The sequence below is a fragment of the Azotobacter beijerinckii genome (genome assembly GCF_900110885.1).
GTDB classification, from domain to species: domain Bacteria; phylum Pseudomonadota; class Gammaproteobacteria; order Pseudomonadales; family Pseudomonadaceae; genus Azotobacter; species Azotobacter beijerinckii.
Window position 1 is genome coordinate 99,758 of sequence record NZ_FOFJ01000006.1, and the last position, 19,721, is coordinate 119,478.

The following is a 19,721-nucleotide window of genomic DNA, read 5'->3' on the forward strand; positions in this document are numbered from 1 at the left end:
TCGGGGGAGTAGACTGGTCACCCCCTGGCTTCTCCCTCTCGCCCATGCAACTTCTCTACACCATCCTGATCATGCTGCTGGTCGTCGGCGGCACGCGCATCACGGCGCAGTTCATCCCGATTCCGCTGCCGCTCATCCAGATCCTCATCGGGGCCCTGCTGGCGCTGCCGGGCTTCGGTCTGCACGTGCGGCTCGATCCCGAGCTGTTCCTGCTGCTGTTCATTCCGCCGTTGCTGTTCGTCGATGGCTGGCGGATGCCCAAGGGCGAGTTCTGGCGGCTGCGCACGCCGATCCTGCTGTTGGCCTTCGGTCTGGTGCTGTTCACCGTGCTCGGCGCCGGCTGGCTGATCCATCTGCTCCTGCCGCAGATTCCCCTGGCGGCGGCCTTCGCCCTGGCGGCGGTGCTGTCGCCCACCGATGCCGTGGCGGTGTCGGCGATCGTCCACGGCCGCCTGCCGCGCACGCTGATGAACATCCTCCAGGGCGAGGCGCTGATGAACGACGCCTCCGGCCTGGTGGCCTTCAAGTTCGCCGTGGTCGCCGCACTGACCGGGGTGTTCTCTCCGGCCGAGGCCGGCCTGGAGTTCGTCCTGGTAGCCCTCGGCGGGCTGGTGGTCGGGATGGTCCTGAGTTCCGCGCTGGGGCGCTTTCGCGCCTGGATGATCGGTCTCGGCTGGGAGGAGCCGGCACCGCACGTGATGTTCATGCTGCTGCTGCCCTTCGCCGCCTATGTGGCGGCCGAACACCTGGGCGTCTCCGGGATTCTCTCGGCGGTGGCGGCGGGGATGCTGCAGAGCCGTCTCGACCTGCTGCCGCGGCAGACCACCACGCGGCTGCTCAACCGCAGCGTCTGGGCGCTGCTGGAGTTCACCTTCAACGGGCTGATCTTCCTGTTGCTCGGCCTGCAGCTGCCGGACATCGTCAAGGTTTCGGTCGGGGAGGGCGAACTGCTCTGGAGCAGCGCCGGACAAATGGCGATCTACGTGGGCCAGGTGTACCTGGCGCTGATGCTGCTGCGCTTCGTCTGGACCTGGCTCTACTGGCTGGTGTCCGGGGCGCTGCGCCGCTGGCGCGGCCTGCCGAGCGGCTTCGCCGGGCAGTCGTCGCTGCGCCTGGCCGCGCTGATCACGCTGAGCGGGGTGCGCGGCGCGGTGACCCTGGCCGGCGTGCTGTCGTTGCCGCTGCTGCTGGGCAGCGGTGCGGCCTTTCCGCAGCGCGACCTGCTGATCTTCATCGCCGCCGGGGTGATCCTGCTGTCCCTGGTGGTCGCCAGCCTGGGCCTGCCGCTGCTGCTGCGCGGCCTGCCGGCGGACAACGAGGAGGCGCGCCAGCTGGAGCTGCAGCGGCATCGGACGCGGACCGTCGAGGCGGCGATCCGCGCCCTGGAGGCGCAGAGCGATGAGCCCAGTCTGAACGCGGAGGGAATGGCGCTGGCGGCCGAGGTCAAGGCGAAGATCATGGCCGAGTACCGCCAGCAGCTGGCGCACGACGACTCCGGGGAAGCGCGGGCGCGGCTGCGCCAGATGAACGCGCTGGAACAGCGCCTGCGTCTGCAGGCGCTGCGCGCCCAGCGTCTGGAACTGTACCGCCTGCGCCACCGCCATCAGGTCGACGACGACCTGCTCGGCGAAATCCTGCGCGAGCTGGACATCAGCGAGGCGCGGCTGTACCGCGGTTGAGGGGCGGGGCGGAGCGCTGTGCGGTCCGCCCGCGAGGGCGGTTCAGCCCGCCCGGACGAAGTCGCGGATGCGCTCGGCGGCTTCCACGCACTCGGCCAGCGGCGCGACCAGCGCCATGCGCACGCGGTTGGCGCCGGGGTTGAGGCCGTCGACGCTGCGCGACAGGTAGCTGCCCGGCACCACGGTCACGTGCTCGCGGGCGAACAGCTCGCGGGTGAAGCTCTGGTCGTCCATCGGCGTGCGCGGCCACAGGTAGAAGCTGCCGTCCGGGCGCTGCACGTCGAGCACCGGCTGCAGCAGGCCGAGCACCGCGTCGAACTTCTCCCGGTACAGCACCCGGTTGGCACGCACATGGATCTCGTCGTTCCAGGCGGCGATGCTCGCCAGCTGGGTCGGTACCGGCATGGCGCAGCCGTGGTAGGTGCGGTAGAGCAGGAAGCTCTTGAGGATCTCGGCATCGCCGGCGACGAAGCCCGAGCGCAGGCCCGGCAGGTTGGAGCGCTTGGACAGGCTGTGGAATACCACGCAGCGGCGCAAATCGCTGCGACCCAGTTCGGCGCAGGCGGTCAAGAGGCCGGGCGGCGGGTTCTGCTCGTCGAAGTACAGCTCGCTGTAGCACTCGTCGGCGGCGATCACGAAGTCGTGCTCGTCGGCCAGGGCGATCAGTTTCTTCAGGGTCTCCAGCGGCACCAGGGCGCCGGTGGGGTTGCCCGGCGAGCAGAGGAACAGCAGCTGGCAGCGCTGCCAGACCTCGCTCGGCACCGCGTCGAAGTCGGGGTTGAAGCCGTTTTCCTCAAGGCACGGCAGGTAGTGCGGGGTGGCGCCGGCGAGCAGGGCTGCGCCCTCGTAGATCTGGTAGAAGGGGTTGGGGCTGACTACCAGGCCGTCGGCCTCGCGGTTCACCAGGGTCTGGGTGAAGGCGAACAGCGCCTCGCGGGTGCCGTTGACCGGCAGCACGTGGCGTGCCGGGTCCAGCCAGCCGGTCGGCACCCGGAAGCGCCGCTCGCACCACTGGGCGACGGCCTCGCGCAGTGCCGGCAGGCCGAGGGTGGTGGGATAGACCGACAGTTGCTCGAGGTTGGCGGTCAGGGCCTCGGCGACGAAGCTCGGCGAGCGGTGCTTGGGTTCGCCGATGGACAGGGCGATGGCCTTCTTGTTGGCCGGCGGCTGTACGCCGGCGAGCAGTGCGCGGAGCTTCTCGAAGGGGTAGGGTTGCAGCAGGTTCAGGGCGTCGTTCATGGGGCTTTCCTGGTGACCGCAGGCGGCGGGCCGTCCGTGAAGCGGGACGACCGCCGCCTTGTTCAAGGTTCAGATGCTGATGCGGCTCGGCTGGAGCTGGTTGTCGCCGTCCGACAGCTGCTCGACGATCGCCTGCTGCAGGCGGGCGCAGAACTCCGGATCGGACAAGGGCTGGTGGCGCGCGTCGGTGACGAAGAACACGTCCTCGACCCGCTCGCCGAGGGTGGCGATCTTGGCGTTCTGCAGCGACAGGTCGAACTCCAGGAAGATCTTGCCGATCCGCGCCAGCAGGCCCGGGCGGTCCGGGGCGATGATCTCGAGGATGGTCACCGGGCGCAGGGCGTCGTTGTGGATGGTGACCTGCGGCGCGAAGGCGAAGTGCTTGAGCTGGCGGGGCACGCGACGCTGGATGATGGTCGGGTAGTCGGCCGGATTGCGCAGGGCTTCCACCAGTCCCCGGCGGATCTCCTGGATGCGCGCCGGGTTGTCGCCGATCGAGCCGCCGTCGGCGTCGAGCACGATGTAGGTGTCGAGGGTGAACTGGCTGGTCGAGGTGATGACGCGGGCGTCGTGGATGCTCAGGTTGAGCTGGTCCATGGCGGCCACGGTCACGGCGAAGAAGTCGTGCTGGTCCGGCGCGTAGATGAAGATCTGGGTGGCGCCCTCGAACTCGCGCTGGGTGGTCTCCTTGATCAGCACCAGCGGCCCGGCGCTGTCGGGGTGCTGGAGGATCGCCTCGGTATGCCAGGCGATGTCGCTGGAGGTGTGGCGCAGGAAATAGTCGTCGCCCAGCTGCGACCACAGCTGCTCGGCGTCGTCGGGGTCGGTGCCGCTGCGCACCAGGATGTCCAGCGCGGCGCTCTGGGTCTGGAGGATCTGCTCCTCGCGGCCGACCGGATGCTCCAGGCCGCGGCGCAGGGCGTGCTTGGTCTCGGTGTAGAGCTGGCGCAGCAGGCTGGCCCGCCAGGAGTTCCAGAGGGTCGGGTTGGTCGCGTTGATGTCCGCCACGGTGAGCACGTAGAGGTAGTCCAGATAGGTCTGGTCGCGGACCTTCTGGGCGAAGTCGAAGATCACCTGCGGGTCGGAGAGGTCCTTGCGCTGGGCGGTGGTGGACATCAGCAGGTGGTTGCGCACCAGCCAGGCGATCAGCTGGGAGTCCCAGGTCGGCAGCTGGTGGCGCTGGCAGAAGGCCAGGGCGTCGGCGGCGCCGAGTTCCGAATGGTCGCCGCCGCGGCCCTTGCCGATGTCGTGGTAGAGCCCGGCCAGGTAGACCAGTTCGGGCTTGGGCAGCTTCTCGATCAGCTTGCTGGCCAGCGGGTATTTCTCCGCCAGCTCCGGCCAGAAGAGTTTGCGCAGGTGCTTGATCAGGTTCAGGGTGTGGGCATCGACCGTATAGATGTGGAACAGGTCGTGCTGCATCTGCCCGATGATATGGCCGAACTCCGGCAGGTAGCGGCCGAGGATACCGTAGCGGTTCATCCGCCGCAGGTTGCGGTGGATGCCCTGGCCGCTCTTGAACAGCTCGATGAACAGGTCGGTGTTGTGGGGATCGCGGCGGAAGGCGTCGTCGATCAGGTAGCGGTGGTCGCGCAGCAGGCGGATGGTGTCGGCGCGCACGCCCTTGATGGCCGGGTGCCGGGCCAGCAGCACGAAGATCTCCAGGAGAGCGGAGGGGGCTTCCTCGAAGACGGTCTCCTGCGTGACCTCCAGATAGCCGTCGCGCACCTGGAAACGCTCGTTCAGCGGCTGGACCTGGCCGACGGCGTCGCCGGCCAGGATGACTTCCTCGAAGTGCTGGAAGACCAGCTCGGTCAGCTCGGCGATGCCCATCACCACCCGGTAGTACTTCTGCATGAAGCGCTCGACCGCCAGCTTGACGTTGCTGTCCTCGTAGCCGAGCAGCCCGGCGATCTGCCGCTGGTGGTCGAACAGCAGACGATCCTCGGCGCGCCCGGCGAGCATGTGCAGGGCGTAGCGCACCTTCCAGAGGAATTCCTGGGATTCGGCGAGCAGGCTGTACTCGCTTTCCAGCAGGAAGCCCTGGTCGACCATGGCGTGCAGGTTGAGGGTGCCGAACTGGCGGCGGGCGATCCAGAGGATGGTCTGGATGTCGCGCAGGCCGCCGGGCGAGCCCTTGACGTTGGGTTCGAGGTTGTACTCGGTGTCGTTGTAGCGAGCGTGGCGGGCCTTCTGCTCGGCGCGCTTGGCGAGGAAGAAGGCCCGGCTCGGCCACATCCGCTGCGCGCTGGTGACTTCCTGCATGCGCTGGCGCAGGTGCTCGGGGCCGGCGATGACCCGGCTTTCCATCAGGTTGGTGATCACCGTCAGGTCGGCCTGCGCCTCCTCGGCGCATTCGGCCAGCGAGCGCACGCTCTGCCCGACCTCCAGGCCGATGTCCCAGAGCAGGGTGAGGAAGCCCTCGATCGGCTCGCGGAAGATCTCGTGATCGGCACCGTCGAGCAGGATCAGCAGGTCGGTGTCGGAGAAGGGATGCAGTTCGCCGCGGCCGTAGCCGCCGACGGCGACCAGGGCAATGTCGGCATCTTCGCTCCAGTCGAAGCGATTCCAGGCCAGGGCGAGGATCTGGTCGACGAACCAGGCGCGGTCCTCGATCAGCCGGCGGATGTCGCGGCCTTCCCGGAAGCGTGCGTCGAGCACCTCCCGGGCGCGACGCAGCGCCTTCTTGAAGGCGGCGATAGGGCTGGACTTGAGGGCCAGTTCCGCCTGGAACTGCCCGGGATCGAACAATTCGGGATCGACCTGCGGCATGGCGTCACCTTCCGGGGAGCGAGAGAGCGATGTTCATGGGCACGCTCGGATCAGCGCGGGGTGCGCGCAATCGTGTCGTCGCGACGCAGGGTGAGGATCTCGTAGCCGTCGGCGGTGACCAGCAGGGTGTGCTCCCACTGGGCGGACAGCTTGCGGTCCTTGGTGATGGCGGTCCAGCCGTCGCCGAGCAGGCGGGTTTCCGAGCGGCCCTGGTTGATCATCGGCTCGATGGTGAAGGTCATGCCTTCCTTGAGTTCCAGGCCGGTGCCGGCGCGGCCGTAGTGGAGCACCTGGGGCTCCTCGTGGAACACCGCGCCGATGCCGTGCCCGCAGTATTCGCGGACCACCGAGAAGCCGTTCTTCTCGGCGTGCTTCTGGATCGCCTCGCCGATGTCGCCCAGGTGGGCGCCCGGGCGGACCAGTTCGATGCCCCTGTACAGGCACTCCTGGGTCACTTGGCACAGGCGCTTCGCCCAGTCCGGCACGTTGCCGACCAAGAACATCATGCTGGTGTCGCCGTGGTAGCCGTCCTTGATCACCGTGATGTCGAGGTTGACGATGTCGCCATCCCTCAGCGGCTTGTCGTTGGGAATGCCGTGGCAGACCACGTGGTTGACCGAGCTGCAGATCGACTTGGGAAAGCCCTTGTAGTTGAGCGGCGCGGGGATGGCGCGCTGCACGTCGACGATGTAGTCGTGGCAGAGGCGGTCCAGCTCCTCGGTGGTGACGCCGGGCTTGACGTGTTCGCCGATCATTTCCAGCACCTCGGCGGCCAGGCGGCCGGCCACGCGCATTTTTTCGATTTCCTCGGGCGTCTTGATGGTGACGGTCATGCGGGTTCTCTCTCGGCGCCTGAGGCGCAAGGCATTCAATCGGAAAACGGCGATGATAAACCAAATCGCCCGGGCGCCGCGCGGCGGGACGCCGCGGATGGACTGGCCGCTTGGCGGTCGGCCGGTAGCCGGCGCCCGGCTTTTGTGCTATAAAACGCGCCGCTTGGCGGGCCCCCGGTCCGCGGGCATGAACCCCACACACGTATCGGCACGGTATCCTGGGTGCCCGCAAGGGTTGGATATCGGGATGCGTGGAGGCCTAACCCGATTCGATCGAGGAATTGAAATGTCCCAAGTCAACATGCGCGACATGCTGAAGGCTGGCTGCCACTTCGGCCACCAGACCCGTTACTGGAACCCGAAGATGGGCAAGTACATCTTCGGCGCGCGCAACAAGATCCACATCATCAACCTGGAAAAGACCCTGCCGATGTTCAACGAAGCCCTGAGCTTCGTCGAGAAGCTGGCCTCGGGCAAGAACAAGATCCTGTTCGTCGGCACCAAGCGTTCCGCCGGCAAGCTGGTCCGTGAGCAAGCAGCCCGTTGCGGCATGCCCTACGTCGACCACCGCTGGCTGGGCGGCATGCTGACCAACTACAAGACCATTCGCGCCTCCATCAAGCGCCTGCGCGAACTGGAAATCCAGTCCCAGGACGGCACCTTCGCCAAGCTGACCAAGAAAGAGGCGCTGATGCGTTCTCGCGATCTGGAGAAGCTGGAGCGCAGCTTGGGCGGCATCAAGGAGATGGGCGGTCTGCCGGACGCGATGTTCGTGATCGACGTCGACCATGAGCGCATCGCCATCACCGAAGCCAACAAGCTGGGCATCCCGGTCATCGGCGTGGTCGATACCAACAGCAGCCCCGAAGGCGTCGACTACATCATCCCGGGCAACGACGACGCCATCCGCGCCGTGCAGTTGTACCTGAGCGCCGTGGCCGACTCGGTGCTGAGCGGTCGTCAGAATGCCGGCATCGGCGCCGCTGACGAGTTCGTCGAGGAAGTCGCTGGCTCCGAGGCCGCGGAAGGCTAAGCGGGACGCCAGCTGGTACCCGCTGCGCAAAAAGGGGGCTAGGCCCCCTTTTTGCCACCTTCATATCCGAATATCTGAGACGCCCGATCCAGCGGGCGGAAAAATCTATTCAAGAGGATTGCGAACATGGCAGAGATTACTGCGGCGCTGGTCAAGGAACTGCGCGAACGTACCGGCCAGGGCATGATGGATTGCAAGAAGGCCCTGACGGCCGCCGGTGGCGACATCGAGAAGGCCATCGACGACATGCGTGCCGCCGGTGCGATCAAGGCGGCCAAGAAGGCCGGCAACATCGCTGCCGAGGGCTCCATCGCGGTCAAGGTGGCCGATGACGGCAAGGCGGCGGTGATCGTCGAGGTCAACTCCCAGACCGACTTCCTGGCCCTGCAGGACGATTTCAAGGCCTTCGTCGCCGCCAGCCTCGAGAAGGCCTTCGCCGACAAGCTGACCGACGCCGCTCCGCTGATCGCGGCCCAGGAGTCGGCGCGCGAGGCTCTGGTGGCCAAGTGCGGCGAAAACGTCAACATCCGCCGTCTGACCCGTGTCGAGGGCGACGTGGTGGGTGCCTACCTGCACGGTCACCGCATCGGCGTTCTGGTCACCCTGAAGGGCGGCAGCGTCGAGCTGGCCAAGGAAATCGCCATGCACGTGGCGGCCAGCAACCCGCAGTTCCTGAGCCCGTCCCAGGTTTCCGAGGAGGCGATCGCCAAGGAGAAGGAAATCTTCCTGGCGCTGAACGCCGACAAGATCGCCGGCAAGCCGGAAAACATCGTCGAGAACATGGTCAAGGGCCGTATCGGCAAGTTCCTCGCCGAAGCCAGCCTGGTCGAGCAGCCGTTCGTCAAGGATCCGGAAGTCAAGGTGGGCGATCTGGCTAAGAAGGCCGGGGCCGAAATCGTCTCCTTCGTCCGTTACGAAGTGGGCGAGGGCATCGAGAAGGCGGAAGTCGACTTCGCTGCCGAAGTGGCCGCCCAGCTCGCTGCCAGCCAGCAATAAGACGGCTTCGATTCCGTCGTTCCGACCAGAGGCTGCCCGCTCGCGCGTGCAGCCTCTTTGTCGACTGGCGGCGCGGTTTGCCGGCCCGGCCCGTGGAGCAGGGCGTGGCGATGGGGCATTCCCGACCGCGATGCCAGAGTCGAGCGCTACAGCCGATTTACACGGGCTGTCGGGTGGCGCAACCGCTCGCCGGGTTGCCTCCCGACTGCCGGTCCGCGCGGGTGCCGGCGCGGAGCAACGACAGGCACGCGTGCCTGCCCCGATTGATTAGATAGAGCCGCAGGAGAGATACGCAATGGCCCAGCAGGTGAGTGGTCGTCAACCTCGCTATAAACGCATTCTGCTCAAGCTCAGCGGCGAAGCTTTGATGGGCTCCGAGGAGTTCGGCATCGATCCCAAGGTGCTGGACCGCATGGCGCTGGAGGTCGGCCAACTGGTCGGCATCGGCGTGCAGGTCGGTTTAGTGATCGGGGGCGGCAACCTGTTTCGCGGTGCCGCGCTGTCCGCCGCCGGCATGGATCGGGTCACGGGCGATCACATGGGCATGCTGGCCACGGTGATGAATGCCCTGGCCATGCGCGACGCCCTGGAGCGCTCCAATATCCCGGCGACCGTCATGTCGGCGATCTCCATGGTCGGCGTGACCGACCACTACGACCGGCGCAAGGCCATGCGCCATCTGGTTTCCGGCGAGGTGGTGATCTTCGCCGCCGGAACCGGCAATCCCTTCTTCACCACGGATTCCGCGGCCTGCCTGCGCGCCATCGAGGTCGACGCCGATCTGGTGCTCAAGGCTACCAAGGTGGACGGTGTCTACACGGCCGACCCCTTCAAGGATCCGAATGCCGAGAAGTTCGAGCACCTGACCTACGACGAGGTGCTGGATCGCAAGCTGGGCGTGATGGATCTGACCGCCATTTGTCTGTGTCGCGATCACAAGATGCCGCTGCGCGTCTTCAATATGAATAAGCCGGGTGCCCTGCTGAACATTGTGGTTGGCGGCGCCGAAGGAACCCTGATCGAGGAAAGCAAGCATGATCAATGAGATCAAGAAGGACGCGCAGGCGCGCATGAAGAAGAGCCTGGAGTCCCTGGAGCACGCCTTCGCCAAGATCCGTACCGGGCGTGCCCACCCGAGCATCCTGGACGGCGTCATGGTTTCCTACTACGGGGCCGACACGCCGTTGCGCCAGGTCGCCAACGTGGTCGCCGAGGATGCCCGCACCTTGGCACTGACCGTGTTCGACAGAAGCATGATCCAGGCGGTGGAGAAGGCCATCATGACCTCCGACCTGGGCCTCAACCCGGCGACTGCCGGCACCACCATCCGCGTACCGATGCCGGCACTGACCGAGGAAACCCGCAAGGGTTATACCAAGCAGGCGCGTGCCGAGGCGGAGAACGCCCGGGTCGCGGTGCGCAACATCCGCCGCGATGCCTTGGCCCAGCTCAAGGATCTGGTCAAGGAGAAGGAGATCAGCGAGGACGACGAGCGCCGCGCGGCCGACGAGGTGCAGAAGCTCACCGACAAGGCCGTCGCCGAGGTCGACAAGGCTTTGGAGGCCAAGGAGGCCGACCTGATGGCCGTCTGATGGCGGCCGCTACGGGGAACGCCATGGACAAGTACGAGAGCGCTGCTCCGGCCGTGGTGCCGCGCCATGTCGCAATCATCATGGACGGCAACAACCGCTGGGCGAAGAAACGCCTGCTGCCCGGCATCGCCGGGCACAAGGCGGGGGTCGACGCGGTGCGGGCGGTGATCGAGGTATGCGCCGAGGCGGGGGTCGAGGTGCTGACCCTGTTCGCCTTCTCCAGCGAGAACTGGCAGCGCCCGGCCGCCGAGGTCGGCGCCCTGATGGAGCTGTTCCTGACGGCCCTGCGTCGCGAGGCGAAACGGCTCCGCGAGAACGGCGTCTGCCTGCGGATCATCGGCGATCGCTCGCGCTTCAGTCCGGAGCTGCAGGCCGCCATGCGCGAAGCGGAGTTGCAGACCGCCGGGCAGAAGGGGCTGCTCCTGCAGGTCGCCGCCAACTACGGCGGACAGTGGGACATCGTCCAGGCTGCGCAGTGTCTGGCGCGGGAGGTACAGGCCGGCCATCTGCAGCCGGATGACATCACGCCGCAGCTCCTGCAGAGAAGCCTGTCGACCGGCGACCAGCCGCTGCCGGACCTCTGCATCCGCACCGGCGGGGACCACCGCATCAGCAATTTCCTGCTCTGGCAGCTGGCCTATGCCGAGCTGTACTTCATCGATCTGTATTGGCCGGATTTCAAGCAGGAAGCCATGCGCCGGGCGCTGGCCGACTTCGCATCCCGCCAGCGACGTTTCGGCAAGACCAGCGAGCAGGTGGAAGCAGAGGTACGGACCTGATGCTCAAGCAACGAATTCTCACCGCGCTGGTGCTGTTGCCCCTCGCCCTGGCCGGTTTCTTCCTTCTCGAGGGCGTGGCGTTCGCGCTGTTCATCGGTGCGGTCGTCACCTTGGGCGGTTGGGAGTGGGCGCGGCTCGCCGGTTTCGCCGGACAGCCGGCCCGCCTGGGCTTCGCGGCGTCGGTTGCGGCACTGCTCGTGCTGCTCTACTGGGTGCCGGTGCTGGCGGCCGGGGTCATGCTGCTCGGCATTCTCTGGTGGCTGCTGGCCGTGCCGCTGGTCCTGAACTATCCGCAGAGCGCTCCTTGCTGGGAGGGCGCGGGGCGCCGGTTGGCGATCGGCCTGCTGATCCTCCTGCCGGCCTGGCAGGGGTTGCTGCTGCTCAAGCAGTGGCCGCTGGGCAATCAACTGATCCTGGCGGTGATGGTGCTGGTCTGGACCGCGGATATCGGAGCCTATTTCGTTGGCAGGGCCTTCGGTCGGCGCAAGCTGGCGCCGCAGGTCAGTCCCGGCAAGAGCTGGGAAGGGGTAGCGGGCGGCCTGCTGGCCTGCCTGCTGCTCACCGTCGCCGTCGGGCTGGTCCGCGGCTGGTCGGCGGGCGAGCAGGTGCTGGCCTTGGCGGGTGCTGCCCTGGTGGTGCTGATCTCGGTGGTCGGCGATCTGACCGAGAGCATGTTCAAGCGCCAGGCCGGTCTCAAGGACAGCAGTCATCTGCTGCCCGGACACGGCGGCGTGCTGGATCGTATCGACAGCCTGACGGCGGCCATCCCGATGTTCGTCGTCATGCTCTGGCTCGCTGGTTGGAGGTCATTTTGAATCCGCAACAGATAACCGTGCTGGGTGCCACCGGCTCCATCGGCTTGAGTACCCTGGACGTGATTGCCCGTCATCCCGACCGCTATCGGGCTTTCGCGCTGACGGGGTTTGCCCGACGGGACGAGTTGAAGGCCCTCTGTCTGCGCTTCGCTCCCCGCTATGCCGTGGTGCCCGAGGCGCTGGAGGCGCAACGACTCGAGGGCGAGTTGCGTGCCGCTGGCCTGACTACTCGGGTGCTGGCGGGCAGCGAAGGGCTTTGCGAGGTGGCGGCCCATCCCGAGGTGGATGCGGTGATGGCGGCGATCGTCGGCGCCGCCGGGTTGCGCCCCACACTGGCGGCGGTGGAGGCGGGCAAGAAGGTCCTGCTGGCCAACAAGGAGGCGCTGGTGATGTCCGGTGCCCTGTTCATGCAGGCGGTGCGCCGCAGCGGCGCGCAGTTGCTGCCGATCGACAGCGAGCACAATGCGATCTTCCAGTGCCTGCCTCCTGGTTACGGGGACGGCCTGGCGGCGGTCGGGGTGCGGCGCATCCTGCTGACCGCCTCCGGCGGGCCGTTCCGCGAAACCCCGGCGGCCGAGCTGGTCGAAGTGACGCCCGCGCAGGCTTGTGCCCATCCCAACTGGTCGATGGGGCGGAAGATCTCCGTGGACTCGGCGAGCATGATGAACAAGGGGCTTGAGCTGATCGAGGCCTGTTGGCTGTTCGATGCGCGCCCCGCGCAGGTCGAGGTGGTGGTCCATCCGCAGAGCGTGATCCACTCGTTGGTCGATTATGTCGACGGCTCGGTGCTGGCCCAGTTGGGCAATCCGGACATGCGCACGCCGATCGCCCATGCCCTGGCCTGGCCCGAGCGCATCGATTCCGGGGTTGCTCCCCTGGACCTGTTCGCCATCGCCCGCCTGGACTTCCAGGCTCCCGACGAGGCACGTTTTCCCTGCCTGCGTCTGGCTCGCCAGGCAGCCGAGGCCGGCGGCAGCGCGCCGGCCATGCTCAATGCCGCCAACGAGGTGGCCGTTTCGGCCTTTCTCGACGGGCGCATCCGCTTCCCGGAAATCGCGAGTATCATCGGAGATGTCCTGCAGGGCGAGCCGGTGGTCGCCATCGGCGATCTCGAGACGGTGCTGCTCGCCGATGGTCAGGCGCGTGCCGGGGCCGAAGGCTGGCTGCGGCGTTACGATCGCTGAGCCTGTTCGCGCGGCGAAGGGCGACGAGGACCTTTTCGGCAGGGGCGGTGAGGCGGGTTCGCCAACCGACCCGAGCGTCCACACCGAGACTTGAGTTCGGCGCGCTGATCGCCGACCCGGAGGAGTTCGATGAGTGCTCTGTACATGATTGTCGGCACCCTGGTAGCGCTCGGGGTGCTGGTCACTTTCCATGAGTTTGGCCATTTCTGGGTTGCCCGTCGCTGTGGCGTCAAGGTGCTGCGCTTTTCCATCGGTTTCGGCACGGCCTTGCTGCGCTGGCACGACCGACAGGGAACCGAGTTCGTGATCGCCGCGGTTCCGCTGGGCGGCTATGTCAAGATGCTCGACGAGCGGGAGGGCGAGGTGCCCGCCGAGCTGCTCGACCAGACGTTCAACCGTCAGGGCGTCGGCCGGCGTATTGCCATCGTTGCGGCCGGCCCTGTCGCCAACTTTCTCCTGGCCCTGCTGTTCTTCTGGCTGCTCGCCATGCTCGGCAGCCAGCAGTTGCGACCGGTGATCGGTGCGGTGGAGGCAGGCAGTCCGGCGGCGGTTGCGGGGTTGCAGGCCGGAGAGGAAGTCCTGGCGGTGGATGGCGAGGAGACGGCCGACTGGTCGGCGGTCAACCTGCAGCTGGTGCGGCGTCTGGGCGAGAGCGGAGCCCTCGAGGTCACCGTGCGCGAGCCAGGCTCCAGCGTGGATGCCCAGCGCCGGCTGGTTCTCGAGGACTGGCTGAAGGATGTCGAAGAGCCCGATCCGATCGCTGGTCTCGGGATTCGTCCGTGGCGTCCCGCCTTGGCGCCGGTACTGGCCCGGCTGGACCCGAAGGGGCCGGCACAGGCGGCGGGCCTGCGGGGCGGCGACCGCCTGCTGACGCTCGACGGGCAGGCGCTGGACGACTGGCAGCAGGTGGTCGATCGGGTGCGCGCCCGTCCCGGCGTGCGGGTTGTCTTCCTGATCGAGCGGGAAGGGCAGCGGATCGAGCTGCCGGTCGAGTTGGCGGTGCGTGGCGAAGGCGAAGCGCGCAGCGGCTATCTCGGGGCCGGGGTGGAGGCTGTCGAATGGCCTCCGGAAATGGTTCGTGAAGTCCGTCACGACCCGCTGGAGGCGGTCGGCGAAGCCCTCCGGCGGACCTGGAGCATGAGCGTTCTGACCCTCGATTCGCTGAGGAAAATGCTCTTCGGCGAGCTCTCGGTAAAAAACTTGAGCGGGCCGATAACCATTGCTAAAGTGGCGGGCGCTTCAGCCCAGTCAGGGGTGGGAGACTTCCTGAATTTCCTCGCCTATCTGAGTATAAGCTTGGGAGTGCTCAATTTGTTGCCGATTCCAGTGCTCGATGGCGGGCATCTGCTTTTCTATTTCGTCGAGTGGGTCCGCGGGCGCCCCTTGTCGGAACGAGTCCAGGCTTGGGGAATGCAGATTGGGATCAGCCTGGTCGTCGGGGTCATGCTGCTGGCTCTGGTCAATGACCTGAGTCGATTGTGACGCATTGTCGAGTTTCGAAACTGCCGCGAAACGCGGCAGTTTCTTTATTGTCAGTTGAAAAAGAAAGGACTTCATGAAACGCCTGCTGCTGCCTGCGGTCCTCGCCGCCCTGATGACCGCTGAGGTTCACGCCGAGTCCTTCACCATCACCGATATCCGCGTCAATGGTTTGCAGAGGGTCTCCGCCGGTAGCGTGTTCAGTGCCCTGCCGCTCGGCGTCGGCGATCAGGTGGACGATCGGCGTCTCGTGGAGGGTACGCGAGCCCTCTTCAAGACCGGCTTCTTTCAGGATATCCAGCTTGGCCGCGATGGCAACGTTCTGGTCATCACCGTAGTCGAGCGGCCCTCGATCTCCAGCATCGAGCTGGAGGGCAACAAGGCCATCAAGTCGGAGGATCTGCTGAACGGCCTGAAGAAGTCCGGCCTGGCCGAGGGCGAGATCTTCCAGCGGGCCACCCTGGAGGGGGTGCGTAACGAGCTGCAGCGCCAGTACGTCGCCCAAGGCCGTTATTCGGCTTCGATCGAGACCGAGGTCGTGCCGCAACCGCGCAATCGGGTGGCACTGAAGATCAAGATCAACGAAGGTTCGGTGGCTGCCATCCAGCACATCAACGTGGTGGGCAATACCGTCTTCCCGGACGAAACCCTGCTCAGGCTGTTCGAGCTGAAGACCACCAACCTGCTGTCCTTCTTTCGCAACGACGACAAGTATGCCCGCGAGAAGCTGTCCGGTGACCTCGAGCGTCTGCGCTCCTACTACCTGGACCGCGGCTATATCAACATGGATATCTCCTCCACCCAGGTATCCATCACGCCGGACAAGCGGCACGTCTACGTCACCGTCAACATCGACGAGGGCGAGAAGTACAGCATTCGCGAGGTCAAGCTCACCGGCGACCTGAAGGTTCCGGAAGAGGATCTCAAGTCCCTGCTGCTGGTCAAGGAAGGCCAGGTGTTCTCCCGCAAGGTGATGACCAGCAGTTCCGAACTGGTCACCCGGCGCCTGGGCAACGAGGGCTATACCTTTGCCAACGTCAATGCTGTGCCCGAGCCGCACGACGAGGACAAGACGGTTTCTGTCACTTTGGTGGTCGATCCGGGCAAGCGAGCCTATGTCAACCGCATCAACTTTCGCGGCAACACCAAGACCGAAGACGAGGTGCTGCGGCGCGAGATGCGCCAGATGGAAGGCGGTTGGGCCTCGACCTACCTGATCGACCAGTCCAAGACCCGCCTCGAGCGGCTGGGCTTCTTCAAGGAAGTCAGCGTCCAGACGCCGCAGGTGCCCGGCGCCGACGACCAGGTCGATGTCAATTTCACGGTCGAGGAGCAGGCTTCCGGTTCCGTCACCGCCAGCGTCGGCTTCGCCCAGAATGCCGGTCTGGTCCTAGGGGGCTCGATCAGTCAGAACAACTTTCTCGGCACTGGCAACAAGGTCACCATCGGCTTGACCCGTAGCGAATACCAGACCAACTACAACTTCGGCTTCGTCGATCCCTATTGGACCGAAGACGGCATCAGCCTCGGCTATAACGTCTTCCTCCGCGAGACCAACTACAACGATCTGAACGTGAATTACTCCAGTTACTCGGTGGACAGCTTCGGTTCTGGGGTCAACATCGGTTATCCGATCAGCGAAACTGCACGTCTGAGTTTTGGTCTAACCGCCCAGCGGGACAACATCAGTACCGGTACCTACACAGTCGACGAGATCTTCAGCTTCCTTGAGAAGGAAGGCGACAACTACGTGAACTTCAAGGCTTCGGCGGGCTGGTCCGAGTCGACCCTGAACCGCGGGGTGATGCCTACTCGCGGCGCCTCCCAGAGCCTGGTGTTCGAGAGCACGCTGCCCGGCAGCGACCTGTCGTTTTACAAGGTCGACTACAACGGCCAGCTGTTCAAGGCGCTGACCGACGACTACACGCTGCGCTTCCACACCCAGTTGGGCTATGGTGACGGTTTTGGTTCGACCTCGAAGATGCCCTTCTACGAGCATTACTACGCCGGCGGTTTTTCCTCGGTCCGGGGCTTCAAGGACAACACCCTGGGCGCGCGCAGTACACCGAGCCGCGGTGAGGCGGTGACCGGCAACGTGGGTACGCTGGCGGATCCGGACCAGAAGGCACAGCCGTTCGGCGGCAACGTGTTGGTCGCCGGTGGGGCCGAGATGATATTCCCGATGCCGTTTGTCAAGGATCAACGCTCCCTACGTACCAGTCTGTTCTTGGATATGGGTAACGTGTTCGACACCAGCTGCAGTTCCTCGCAGAAGGATCGCAATGACGATAGCTGTGGCGTCGACCTCACCAATATGGCTGCTTCGCTAGGTCTTGGCGTGACCTGGGTCAGCGGCTTCGGCCCGCTGAGTTTCAGTCTGGCCACGCCGGTCAGAACGCCAAATGACGCCCAAACCCAGGTGTTCCAGTTCTCAATGGGCCAGAGTTTCTGACGGCTCCATCCTCATCACGTAAATGCTGCAAAGCGGGAGTTCATCGTGCGCAAGTTGACTCAATGGGTTTTGTTCAGTGCAGCCCTTCTGGCGACACCGGCCTTCGCGGAAATGAAGATCGCCGTGCTCAACTATCAGATGTCCCTGCTCGAATCCGATGCGGCGAAGACGTATGCCGTGGATGCGGAGAAGAAGTTCGGTCCGCAGCTGAACAAGCTGAAGACCCTGGAAAGCGACGCCAAGCGCATCCAGGACCGCCTGGTGAAGGAGGGTGAGAAGCTGCAGACCGCCGAGCGCGAGCGCCTTGAACTCGAGTTCAAGCAGAAGGCCCGCGACTTCCAGTTCCAGTCCAAGGAGCTGAACGAGGCCAAGGCGGTCGCCGACCGCGAGATGCTCAAGCAGCTCAAGCCGAAGCTGGACAAGGCCGTCGAGGAGGTCATCAAGAAGGGAGGCTACGATCTGGTGCTCGAGCAGGGCTCGGTGGTCGAGGTCAAGCCGCAGTATGACATCACCCGCCAGGTCATCGAGCGCATGAACCAGATGCGCTGACGATGAGCGCGCCTGCATTCTCTCTCGGCGAACTGGCCGAGCGGCTTGGCGCCACGCTGCGCGGTGCGGCGGACCGAACCGTCCGCGGGCTGGCCACCCTCGAGGAGGCTGGCCCGGAACACCTGAGTTTCCTCGTCAATCCGAAGTACCGCAAATACCTGGAGAGCACCCGTGCCGGAGCCCTGCTGCTGGCCCCGGCAGACGCCGGGGCCTACGCGGGCGATGCCCTGCTGCTGGCCAATCCCTACTTGGCCTATGCGCAACTGTCGCACCTGTTCGATCCGAAGCCCGTGCCAGTCGCCGGAGTGCATGCCACTGCCCTGGTCGCTCCGGATGCCAGCATCCATCCCTCCGCCAGCATCGGTGCCTATGCGGTGATTGAGACCGGGGTGCGGATCGAGGAGGGGGTCACGGTCGGTGCGCAGTGCTTCGTCGGCGCCCGCAGCGTGATCGGCGAGGGCGGCTGGCTGGCGCCACGGGTGACGCTCTACCATGACGTACGGATCGGCAAGCGGGTGGTCATCCAGTCCGGAGCGGTGATCGGCGGCGAGGGATTCGGTTTCGCCAACGAGAAGGGCACCTGGCACAAGATCGCCCAGATCGGCGGGGTGACTATCGGCGACGATGTGGAGATCGGCGCCAATACCACCATCGATCGCGGCGCGCTGGCCGACACGCTGATCGGCAACGGCGTCAAGCTGGATAACCAGATCATGATCGCCCACAACGTGCAGATCGGCGACCACACCGCCATGGCCGGTTGCGTCGGAATTTCCGGCAGCACCAAGATCGGCAGGCACTGCATGATCGCCGGCGGCGTCGGCATGGTGGGGCATATCGAGGTCTGCGACGGGGTATTCGTCACCGGGATGACCATGGTCACCCGTTCGATCCACGAGCCGGGTGCCTACTCTTCGGGTACGGCGATGCAACCCGCACCCGAATGGAAGAAGAGCGTTGCCCGCATCCGCCAGCTCGACGATCTGGCGCGGCGCCTGCAGCAGATGGAAAAGCGCCTGGCGGCCGTGACCTCTGGCGGAGATGCTACATCAGAGGCTGACCCACTTTGACGTGCGTCCCCAACTTTACCTACAGGCTTCCCTGGAAATGATGGACATCAACGAGATTCGCGAATACCTGCCGCACCGCTATCCTTTCCTCTTGGTTGATCGGGTGGTGGACCTTGATATTGAAGGCCAGCGCATTCGCGCCTACAAGAATGTCAGCATCAACGAGCCGTTCTTCAACGGTCACTTCCCCCTGCATCCGATCATGCCGGGTGTGCTGATCATCGAGGCGATGGCCCAGGCAGCCGGCATTCTGGGTTTCAAGATGCTGGACGTGAAGCCCGCCGATGGCACGCTCTACTATTTCGTCGGCTCGGACAAAATGCGTTTCCGCCAGCCGGTGATGCCGGGCGACCAACTGATCCTCGAAGCCAGGTTCCTCAGCGCCAAGCGCAGCATCTGGAAGTTCGAGTGCCAGGCCCGAGTGGAGGACAAGCAGGTCTGCTCGGGCGAAATCATTTGTGCGGAACGTAAGCTATGAGTTTGATCGATCCTCGCGCCATCATTGACCCGACTGCCACTCTGGCCCCCGACGTACGTATCGGTCCCTGGACCCTGATCGGGCCGAACGTGCATATCGGCGAAGGCACCGAGATCGCTTCCCATGTGGTCGTCAAGGGGCCGACCTGGATCGGCCGGCACAACAAGATCTTCCAGTTCTCCACCCTCGGTGAGGACACTTCCGACCTGAAATACAAGGGCGAGCCGACCCGGTTGGTGATCGGCGACCATAACGTGATTCGCGAGGGTGTCACCATCCATCGCGGTACCGTCCAGGACCGTTCGGAAACCACCATCGGCGACCACAACCTGCTCATGGCTTATGTCCACATCGGCCATGACTGCGTGATGGGCAGTCACTGCATCCTGATCAACAACGCCTCCCTGGCCGGGCATGTGCACATGGGCGACTGGGCGATCCTCTCCGGCTATACCCTGATCCACCAGCATTGCCAGATCGGTGCGCACAGCTTCGTCGGCATGGGGAGTGGCGTATCCAAGGACGTGCCGGCGTTCGTCACCGTTCTGGGCAGCCCGGCCCAGGCCCGCAGCATGAACTTCGAGGGCATGCGCCGGCGCGGCTTCTCGGCCGAGGCGATGAATGCGCTGCGCCGTGCCTACAAGATCGTCTACCGCCAGGGGCTGACGGTGGAGCAGGCGCTGGTGGAGCTGGAGGAGACGGCCGCGCAGTTCCCCGAAGTCGCCATCTTCCGCGACTCCGTTCGCGCCTCCACCCGCGGAATCACCCGCTGAC

General features: G+C 65.4%; 17 protein-coding genes. 14 read left to right on the forward strand and 3 right to left on the reverse strand.

Annotation, left to right across the window (positions count from 1 at the left end):
- Positions 1-44: 44 nt before the first annotated feature.
- Positions 45-1,679, forward strand: a complete 1,635-nt coding sequence (locus tag BMY22_RS04945; protein ID WP_090620036.1) for a Na+/H+ antiporter — start codon at positions 45-47, stop codon at positions 1,677-1,679.
- Between the two features lie 42 nt (positions 1,680-1,721).
- Here BMY22_RS04945 and dapC read toward each other — a convergent pair whose 3' ends face one another.
- The 3 genes from dapC to map all read right to left on the reverse strand — a co-directional run bounded on the left by dapC (position 1,722) and on the right by map (position 6,550).
- Positions 1,722-2,918: a succinyldiaminopimelate transaminase gene (dapC, locus tag BMY22_RS04950; RefSeq protein WP_090620037.1), complete on the reverse strand. Its 1,197-nt coding sequence runs from the start codon at positions 2,916-2,918 to the stop codon at positions 1,722-1,724.
- Between the two features lie 69 nt (positions 2,919-2,987).
- Entirely contained in the window at positions 2,988-5,687 is a 2,700-nt protein-coding gene (locus BMY22_RS04955) for a [protein-PII] uridylyltransferase (RefSeq protein WP_090620039.1), read from the reverse strand.
- 50 nt (positions 5,688-5,737) lie between these two features.
- Complete coding sequence (gene map, locus BMY22_RS04960; protein ID WP_279626345.1) at positions 5,738-6,550, reverse strand: type I methionyl aminopeptidase; 813 nt, start codon at positions 6,548-6,550, stop codon at positions 5,738-5,740.
- Between the two features lie 256 nt (positions 6,551-6,806).
- On the opposite strand from map, the gene rpsB reads away from it, so the two are divergent.
- The 13 genes from rpsB (at position 6,807) to lpxA (ending at position 19,720) form a co-directional block, all read left to right on the forward strand.
- Positions 6,807-7,553, forward strand: a complete 747-nt coding sequence (gene rpsB / locus BMY22_RS04965; protein ID WP_090620042.1) for a 30S ribosomal protein S2 — start codon at positions 6,807-6,809, stop codon at positions 7,551-7,553.
- Between the two features lie 126 nt (positions 7,554-7,679).
- Positions 7,680-8,549 (forward strand): translation elongation factor Ts, encoded by an 870-nt coding sequence (tsf, locus tag BMY22_RS04970; RefSeq protein ID WP_090620043.1) that lies wholly within the window; start codon positions 7,680-7,682, stop codon positions 8,547-8,549.
- Between the two features lie 295 nt (positions 8,550-8,844).
- A complete protein-coding gene (gene pyrH, locus BMY22_RS04975) occupies positions 8,845-9,594 on the forward strand; it encodes a UMP kinase (protein WP_090620045.1) in 750 nt (249 codons plus the stop codon).
- A complete protein-coding gene (gene frr, locus BMY22_RS04980) occupies positions 9,584-10,141 on the forward strand; it encodes a ribosome recycling factor (protein ID WP_090620046.1) in 558 nt (185 codons plus the stop codon). Before pyrH ends, frr begins: the two co-directional genes overlap by 11 nt.
- Before the next feature lie 23 nt (positions 10,142-10,164).
- The gene (uppS, locus tag BMY22_RS04985; protein WP_090620117.1) at positions 10,165-10,920 is read left to right on the forward strand and encodes a polyprenyl diphosphate synthase; all 756 of its coding nucleotides are present in this window, start codon (positions 10,165-10,167) and stop codon (positions 10,918-10,920) included.
- Positions 10,920-11,735, forward strand: coding sequence for a phosphatidate cytidylyltransferase (locus BMY22_RS04990; RefSeq protein WP_090620048.1), 816 nt, complete (start codon positions 10,920-10,922; stop codon positions 11,733-11,735). Before uppS ends, BMY22_RS04990 begins: the two co-directional genes overlap by 1 nt.
- Positions 11,729-12,919 (forward strand): 1-deoxy-D-xylulose-5-phosphate reductoisomerase, encoded by a 1,191-nt coding sequence (ispC, locus tag BMY22_RS04995; protein ID WP_090620118.1) that lies wholly within the window; start codon positions 11,729-11,731, stop codon positions 12,917-12,919. The genes BMY22_RS04990 and ispC overlap by 7 nt, the downstream gene beginning before the upstream one ends.
- A 129-nt stretch (positions 12,920-13,048) precedes the next feature.
- Entirely contained in the window at positions 13,049-14,401 is a 1,353-nt protein-coding gene (gene rseP / locus BMY22_RS05000) for a sigma E protease regulator RseP (RefSeq protein WP_090620049.1), read from the forward strand.
- 73 nt (positions 14,402-14,474) lie between these two features.
- Positions 14,475-16,850: an outer membrane protein assembly factor BamA gene (gene bamA / locus BMY22_RS05005; RefSeq protein ID WP_090620050.1), complete on the forward strand. Its 2,376-nt coding sequence runs from the start codon at positions 14,475-14,477 to the stop codon at positions 16,848-16,850.
- A 45-nt stretch (positions 16,851-16,895) separates the two neighbouring features.
- Positions 16,896-17,399 carry an OmpH/Skp family outer membrane protein gene (locus BMY22_RS05010; RefSeq protein WP_090620052.1) on the forward strand — a complete coding sequence of 168 codons (504 nt, stop codon included), beginning with the start codon at positions 16,896-16,898 and terminating at the stop codon, positions 17,397-17,399.
- Between the two features lie 2 nt (positions 17,400-17,401).
- On the forward strand, positions 17,402-18,469 hold the full coding sequence (gene lpxD / locus BMY22_RS05015) for a UDP-3-O-(3-hydroxymyristoyl)glucosamine N-acyltransferase (protein WP_090620053.1): 1,068 nt from the start codon (positions 17,402-17,404) through the stop codon (positions 18,467-18,469).
- A 37-nt stretch (positions 18,470-18,506) separates the two neighbouring features.
- Positions 18,507-18,947 carry a 3-hydroxyacyl-ACP dehydratase FabZ gene (gene fabZ / locus BMY22_RS05020; protein WP_090620055.1) on the forward strand — a complete coding sequence of 147 codons (441 nt, stop codon included), beginning with the start codon at positions 18,507-18,509 and terminating at the stop codon, positions 18,945-18,947.
- On the forward strand, positions 18,944-19,720 hold the full coding sequence (gene lpxA / locus BMY22_RS05025) for an acyl-ACP--UDP-N-acetylglucosamine O-acyltransferase (RefSeq protein WP_090620056.1): 777 nt from the start codon (positions 18,944-18,946) through the stop codon (positions 19,718-19,720). Before fabZ ends, lpxA begins: the two co-directional genes overlap by 4 nt.
- The last annotated feature ends 1 nt before the right edge of the window (position 19,721 follow it).